Origin of the sequence: Clostridium tarantellae (assembly GCF_009295725.1) — a bacterium.
GTDB lineage: Bacteria > Bacillota > Clostridia > Clostridiales > Clostridiaceae > Sarcina > Sarcina tarantellae.
In genome coordinates, this window is sequence record NZ_WHJC01000164.1 from 1 (window position 1) to 7,665 (window position 7,665).

Sequence of the window (7,665 nt, forward strand, 5' to 3'; positions counted from 1 at the left end):
AATGTAAACAATAAAAAAGTAGCTTAATTGCTACTTTTTTATTGTTTATTCTTTTATTATTGCTTTTGTAGGACATTTAATAAAACATATCCCACAATTTGTACATTTTTTATAATCAATTTTTGCTATATTATCTATTACTTTAATAGCTCCTTCCATACAATTTTTCTCGCATAACTTACATCCTATACATCCTACTGAACACTTTTCTTTAACAGCCTTCCCAAAATCTTTAGAAGAACACGCTACTCTTATCTTTTTACTTATATCCACACTTTTTATTAATCCCATAGGGCATACCTTAATACATGCTCCACAATTAATACATTTTTCATATTTAACTTTTACAATACCATCTTCAATATATAAAGCATCAAACTTACAAACTTTAATACAAGTCCCTAAACCTAAACATCCATAAATACAAGTTTTATTTGTTTTTTCTATATTTTCTTTAGCTAAATTACAATCTTTTATTTCATTATATTTCGGAAATTCTTTCCTTTTGTTACAATTTCCATTACAACTAATAAAAGCTGTTTTCTTTTCAACATCTTTAATTTTTATTCCTAATATATTACCTATTTTTTTAGCTACAATAACTCCTCCAACAGTACAACTTGTTGCATCGGCTCCATCATCTATTATAGCTGTTGCATAGGCATCACATCCTGGATACCCACAACCACCACAATTAGCTCCTGGAAGAATTTCTTTTATCTTTAAAATTCTTTCATCAACTTTTACTTCAAAAACTTTAGAAGCTATTCCTAATAATATTCCAAATACTAAACCTAATACTCCTAAAATTCCTATTGAATATAAAATACTGGTAATCCCCATCTCTTTAACCTCCTATGCTGATATCAATCCTTGAAATCCTAAAAAAGCAATAGACATTAACGCAGCAGTAAATAATGTTATTGGTAATCCTCTTAATGCTTCAGGTATATTTTCATTATTATCTATTTTTTCTCTCAAAAAAGCTAATAATACTATTGAAAGCATATAACCAGCCGCAGCTCCTAAGCCATGAGTTAAAGATTGTATAAAATTATATTTTTCCTCTACATTTGTAACCGCCATACCAAGTACTGCGCAATTGGTAGTAATCAATGGTAAAAATATTCCTAACCCTTTATAAAGACTAGGACTAATTTTTTTAATTGCCATTTCTACAAACTGAACTAAAGCAGCAATAACTAAAACAAAAGCTATTGTTTTTAAATAAGTTATTCCTAAAGGTTCTAAAATTAAGTTATAAACTATCCACGACATAATACTAGCTATTACCATAACAAATGTAACAGCAAACCCCATTCCCACAGCTGCTTCTTTCTTTTTAGAAACTCCAAGAAAGGAGCAAATTCCCAAAAACTTTGAAAGCACAAAATTATTAACTAACATGGCACTTATAAATATTAAGAATAATTCCATCATAATTTAAATATTCACCCTTCTCTATATTACTTCTTTATTTTTATTGAAGAACTACAGGAACCTGTACCACAGTTAGAACAACTTCCACAATTATGTTCAAGTGGTTTAGCAATTCTACCTTGCTTTTTAGCCCTTTTAATATTTCTATAATTGATAAAAGCCATTAATGCACCTAAAGTTAAAAATGCACCTGGTGCTAGTATCATTATTGTGGCTGGTTTAAAACTTTCAGGCAAAATAGATATTCCTAAGAATGTTCCTGCACCTAAAACTTCTCTAAACATTCCAATAAAAAATAATGCAATTGTAAATCCAAGTCCCATTCCAATAGCATCATAAACTGATGCAGTTATTCTATTTTTTGAGGCATATGCTTCTGCTCTTCCAAGTATTACACAATTTACAACTATAAGTGGTATAAATATACCTAATGACTTATAAAGTCCTGGTGTATATGCATTCATTAACATATCAACTATAGTAACAAAGGATGCTATTACAACAATATATGATGGTATTCTTATTTTATTTGGTATAAAATTTCTTAATGCTGAAATTAACATATTTGAAAATATTAAAACTACTGTAGATGCTATTCCCATTCCAACTGCATTTTCAACACTTGTTGTTACCGCTAAAGTAGGACACATGGCTAAAACTTGTACAAAAATAGGATTTTCATCAAAAATTCCATTTTTAATTCTTTCTAATAATATCTTCATATTTCCCCCTATCTTAAATTATTATTGTAAAAGTTTGTTAAATTAATCTCTAATTTTTAATTTTATTATTTACATATAAGCCTAATAATGATGGCTTAATACTTGTTAAATTTTTTATTCTTTACCTAATATATTTTTTTTGTAAAAATTAATAGCTTCATTCACTCCTGTATTAACTGCGTTTGAAGAAATTGTAGCTCCTGTAATGCATTGAATCTCATTATTATTATTTGGAATGGTTTTAACTATTCTTATTCCATCTTTTGTTGATAATCCTTTAAATTTATCTTGAAAATTTTCTTCTTCTATTTTTGCACCTAATCCAGGTGTTTCTGATTGAGATAATATTTTAATTCCACCAACTGCACCATTTTTTTCAATTCCAACCACCATATCTAAACTCCCATTAAATCCCTTTGGTGCAACTTTAATGACGTAACCCTTTATTTCATCTGTTCCTATTGCTTCAAAAACTTCTTTAACAATAGAATCTTCAGTTGCAACATATCCATAATCTTTTATAGATTCCGCTTCTGGAAGAATATATTTTAAATCTTCTTTTTTTAATTTAGAATTTTCTACAATTATATCTTTTGTCAATTCATTTGCTATTCCTAAAAAAAGTCCTGCCACTGCTGTAATTATAAAAAGCTTAAACCCTAATTTTAAATTTTCTTTCATTAATTTAACACCTCCATTAAACCCTTAGACCTTTTTTTAGTAATAATACATAACCTTTATTTTTGAAATAAGTGGTCACATTAGTAAAATTACTCCTTCTAGTATTTTTTATTTATTTTTTAATTCTGTATTTTGTAATCTGTTGCTTATTCTTTAATATTTCAACTTTTAATACAATTATGAAAACAATTGTATTAATAAAATAATAGTGAGATAATATTAATAAATTTATTAATATTATCTCACTATTATTTTATAATGTTTATTTCTAGTTTATTACCTAAATAAATACTTAAAGAAAAAAATAAATACTCTAATAAGCCTTTAACTTATTTAGAGCATTTATTTTTTTCTTTATAATAAATTTAAACAGTTAACATTTAAATCATAAGTAACATCTTTTCTTTCAACTATTACTTTTATTTTATTTTTAATATAATCATCTTCTAATATTTTAGCTATAAGTTCTCTAGTAGGATTAACAGCTGTAGGTATTCCTACATGCTTAAACATAGTAAAATCTCCTGAAGTATCTCCATAAGCATAACTTTGTGATAAATCAATATCATATTTTTCTTTTAATTCTCTTATAGCTTTTTCTTTACTATCTGAATCCCACATAGGAATTATATCACCATTATATATTCCTTTTTCATCTAATTTATAAATAGTTCCTCTAAAATCATCCATATTGTACTTATTAGACATTTCTTTAACAAGTTCATAAGGAGAACCTGAAATGGCTATAACTATATGTCCTTGTTCTTTATGCCATTTTATTCTTTCTCTTGAAAAAGTATAAACTCTATCACCTTTTTGTTCTATTACTTTTTTAGCTATATGCTCTATAAACTCTTTATTTAATCCTTTTATGGCTTCAGTATAAATATCTACCATCTTTAAAAGATAAGTGTCGTAATCACCTTCTCTTTTATCCCAGCTTAAATAAGCGGGTCTTACTTCATTATACCATTTTCCTTGCTCAACTAAGTCATATTTTATAATTTTTTTAAAAACCTCAGTTATTAATCCTTCTCTATATATAGTTCCATCAATATCAAAAAAAGCTGCTATTTTACTCATAATCTTTTTCTCCTTTTGTTTATTAAATTCTTATGTTTTATAATAATCATATATTATATTTAATAATATATAAAATTGTTTATTGTTTATTTACTTAAATCCTTTTAAAAGTTCTGCAAAAGGATTGTTAATATCTTCCTCAGCATCCTTTTTCATTTTTTTCATTATATTATTAATTTCTTTTTTATTAAATTTATCTGATTTATTATTAAATCTTTTATTAAATACAGAAGCCTTTTCTCTAAAATTACAATTGGTATTTGGACATATATATATTTCACCACCACCATGACCTCTTAGCTCTAGTTTTTTCTTGCATTCAGGACATCTAGCATTAGTTATTCTACTTACACTTTCTCTATAACCACATTCCCTATCTTGGCAAACATTCATCACTCCATTTTTACCTTTTACCTCCAATAAATATTTCCCACAATTAGGACATTTTTTACCTGTTTTATTATCATGAATAAATTTACTATTTGTATCCTTAACATCTTCTACAAGTGCAATGGCATAGTTTCTCATATCTTTTATAAAATTATTAGCATTCGCTTTACCTTTGCTTATTTCATCTAATTGCTTCTCCCACTTTGCTGTTAATAAAGGTGATTTAAGCTCCTTAGGAACCAAATCAATTAATTGATGTCCTTTTGATGTAGGAACTATTTCTTTTCCTCTTTTTTCTATAACAAAGGAATTATATAATTTTTCTATAATATCAGCTCTAGTAGCAACTGTTCCAAGCCCACCAGTTTCTCCCAAAGTTTTAGCTGCATCCTTACCAACTACAATATATTTATGGGGATTCTCCATAGCAGATAATAAAGTTCCTTCATTAAATCTTGTTGGTGGCTTAGTTTTATCTTTATTTAAATTTATAGTAGACACCTTAAATTTTTGTCCTAAAACAAATTTAGGCAATTGTTGTTCTTTTATATCATCTACATTATCTTCTTCTATATTAAATTTATCATAAACCTTCTTCCACCCTTTAGTTTTTATAACTTTACCTTTTGCAATAAATTTTTCTCCATTTATATTAGCTTCAATATTGGTTTGTATATATTCGAAAGGAGGTAACATCACACTTAAAAATCTCTTAACAACTAAATCATAAACATGTTTTTCTTCCACACTTAAATTAGAAATATTAGGTTTTTCCTCTGTAGGAATAATAGCATGATGGTCACTAACTTTAGAATCATCAACAAAACCTTTATGTGCATTTATTTTTTCTTTTAACAATTGTTGTGCTATCATTCGATATTCACCAATAGAAATGGCACTTAATCTTTCTGATATAGTATTTACTATATCTTTAGAAATATATCTAGAATCTGTTCTAGGATAAGTTAAAATTTTATGATTTTCATAAAGACGTTGCATTATAGATAATGTTTGTTTTGCAGAATATCCCCAAATTTTATTACAATCTCTTTGTAATTCTGTTAAATCATATAAAGCTGGTGAAAATTGTTTTTTATCTTTTTCTTTTATATCTACTATTTCACACTGCATACCTTTTAATTTTAACAATAGTTTATTAGCAAATTCTTCATCAAATATTTTTCCATTGTTTTCTTTATTAACCCAATTAAAAACTACACCATTTCCTTTTATATTAATAGTATAAAATTCCTTAGGTTTAAAGCTCTTTATTTCCTCTTCTCTATTAACAATCATAGCTAATGTTGGTGATTGAACACGCCCTGCTGATAGCTGTGCATTATATTTACAAGTTAAAGCTCTAGTTACATTTAATCCCACAATCCAATCTGCTTCTGCCCTACATTTAGCAGCACAATATAAATTATCATATTGTTTAGCTGGCTTTAAATTTTTAAATCCAGCTAATATAGCTCTATCTGTTTGTGAAGATATCCACAATCTTTTAAGATTCTTTTTTACTCCCGCTTTTTCAATTATCCATCTTGCAACTAATTCTCCTTCTCTTCCTGCATCTGTTGCAATTATAATCTCATTAACATCATTTCTATTCATTTGCTTTTTTACTTCATTAAATTGCTTATAGGCTTTTTTTATTACTGTAAGTTTCATATGCTTTGGTAACATTGGTAACGTGTCCATACTCCACTTTTTATATTTAATATCATAGCCTTCTGGTGATTGTAGTTCTACTAAATGGCCTAATGCCCATGTAATAATATATTTATCCCCTTCAATATAACTACCTTTATTATTTCTAGCTTTAAGCACTTTAGCTATTTCTCTTCCTACACTAGGCTTTTCAGCCAATACTAATATTTTTGACATACTAAATAAATTCCTTTCTATGAAAAATAATATTAAAATTTATTTTTCTTTATAATTTATAATAAGTTTATTAAATAAAAAACTTACTAAATTATGTTTATTATTATATTTTATTGTGTACTAATACATTATAAAAGTCAATATAATAAAAAGTTTGAACTTTTATACCAAAAGTCAAACTTTTATTCATTAATTATTTTATTTTCAATTTTTTCTTCAATATTTATACTTTCTAATATTTTGTCATAAATAAATTTATTTAAATGCTTAACTCTAATAATATTAGACCTTTTCTGCGAATAAAATTTTAATCTATATGTACATACATTCTTTCTTCTTTGTAATGGATTAGATAACATTTCTATTTGTTCTACACTTTTTCTTCTAATTATTAATCTTCTTCTATTAAATCCTTTATAACTAATATAATATAAGTTATTGTTAAAGCCAAGCTCTGTATTTTTATACCAAAATGTTCTATCTAATATAATAATAGGTATAAATAAATGTATTATCCACAAATCTTTCCATATAATACTTATTATAATACATATAAAAATAGCTGTTCCTACAGGTATTGTATAAAATCTAGTTAATTGAGAAAAACCTGGCTTGTACACTTCACCTTCATATTGAAATTCTGGAATTATATCTATTAAAAATTCATTAAAAATTTTTTTATTACACAAAGGAAATATTACCTCATCTTCATTTACTGAATCTCCATATCCAACTACAGCACATTTAATAGTTCTTAAATCTAATAATTGAGTTAATAAATTTTGCTCTATTTTTATAGCATGTATATTTTTTACAGCTAAAGAATAACTTCTTCTAGTAAGAAAACCATATTCTACTTTTAAATAATTATTTTTTCTATATATTCTAAATTTATAATATTTAAATAAAATAGCTATTATAGAAAACATCATTAAAATTAACAGCATTATTGCAAAAAATAAAGTAATTGACAAAATTAAAGCTAAAATAGTACTTTTTGAAATAATATTTTCCTTTATTATATTTATGAATACTCTTTTTAAATCTTCATTAATACCTGAATATATATAATTCATAAAATGTATACAAGAATATAATAAACCGATACCTAAAATTATGTTGTTTCTAAGAGTTGATAACAATAATAAATCTAAAGCAGATGTTTTATATTGTAAGAGTTTATCTATATTATGACTTTCATCATGTATTAATTCTTTTATTCTTATACTTAATTGATCATAAAGCTTTTTTAAATCATTAACCTTTAATATCATTATTATTTCAGTATTTTTTGTAGTTGATAAACTGTCTATTTTTATTTTTCTTATTCTAAAAATTCTATAAAGTATATTTTTTTCTAATTCTATTAAAGAAATATTTTTTATAGGAATTATTATTTTATCCTTTATAAATGCACCTTCATTATAAGTTAAATAATCTTTAGTTAAAATCATATTTGTAT

Annotated in this window: 7 protein-coding genes; all 7 read right to left on the reverse strand. The window is 25.4% G+C overall.

Annotated elements, in window-relative coordinates; genetic code table 11:
• Positions 1–45: 45 nt before the first annotated feature.
• A complete protein-coding gene (locus GBZ86_RS10420; protein ID WP_152890428.1) occupies positions 46–843 on the reverse strand; it encodes an RnfABCDGE type electron transport complex subunit B in 798 nt (265 codons plus the stop codon).
• Between the two features lie 12 nt (positions 844–855).
• A complete protein-coding gene (gene rsxA, locus GBZ86_RS10425; RefSeq protein ID WP_152890440.1) occupies positions 856–1,437 on the reverse strand; it encodes an electron transport complex subunit RsxA in 582 nt (193 codons plus the stop codon).
• A gap of 29 nt (positions 1,438–1,466) precedes the next feature.
• Positions 1,467–2,162: an RnfABCDGE type electron transport complex subunit E gene (locus tag GBZ86_RS10430; protein ID WP_152890430.1), complete on the reverse strand. Its 696-nt coding sequence runs from the start codon at positions 2,160–2,162 to the stop codon at positions 1,467–1,469.
• Between the two features lie 114 nt (positions 2,163–2,276).
• Complete coding sequence (locus GBZ86_RS10435; RefSeq protein WP_152890432.1) at positions 2,277–2,843, reverse strand: RnfABCDGE type electron transport complex subunit G; 567 nt, start codon at positions 2,841–2,843, stop codon at positions 2,277–2,279.
• 354 nt (positions 2,844–3,197) lie between these two features.
• Positions 3,198–3,926 (reverse strand): HAD family hydrolase, encoded by a 729-nt coding sequence (locus GBZ86_RS10440; protein ID WP_152890434.1) that lies wholly within the window; start codon positions 3,924–3,926, stop codon positions 3,198–3,200.
• 90 nt (positions 3,927–4,016) lie between these two features.
• Complete coding sequence (locus GBZ86_RS10445) at positions 4,017–6,203, reverse strand: DNA topoisomerase III (protein WP_152890436.1); 2,187 nt, start codon at positions 6,201–6,203, stop codon at positions 4,017–4,019.
• Between the two features lie 182 nt (positions 6,204–6,385).
• Positions 6,386–7,665, reverse strand: a 1,280-nt coding sequence (locus GBZ86_RS10450) for a PH domain-containing protein (protein WP_152890438.1), incomplete at its 5' end; no start/stop codon positions are given.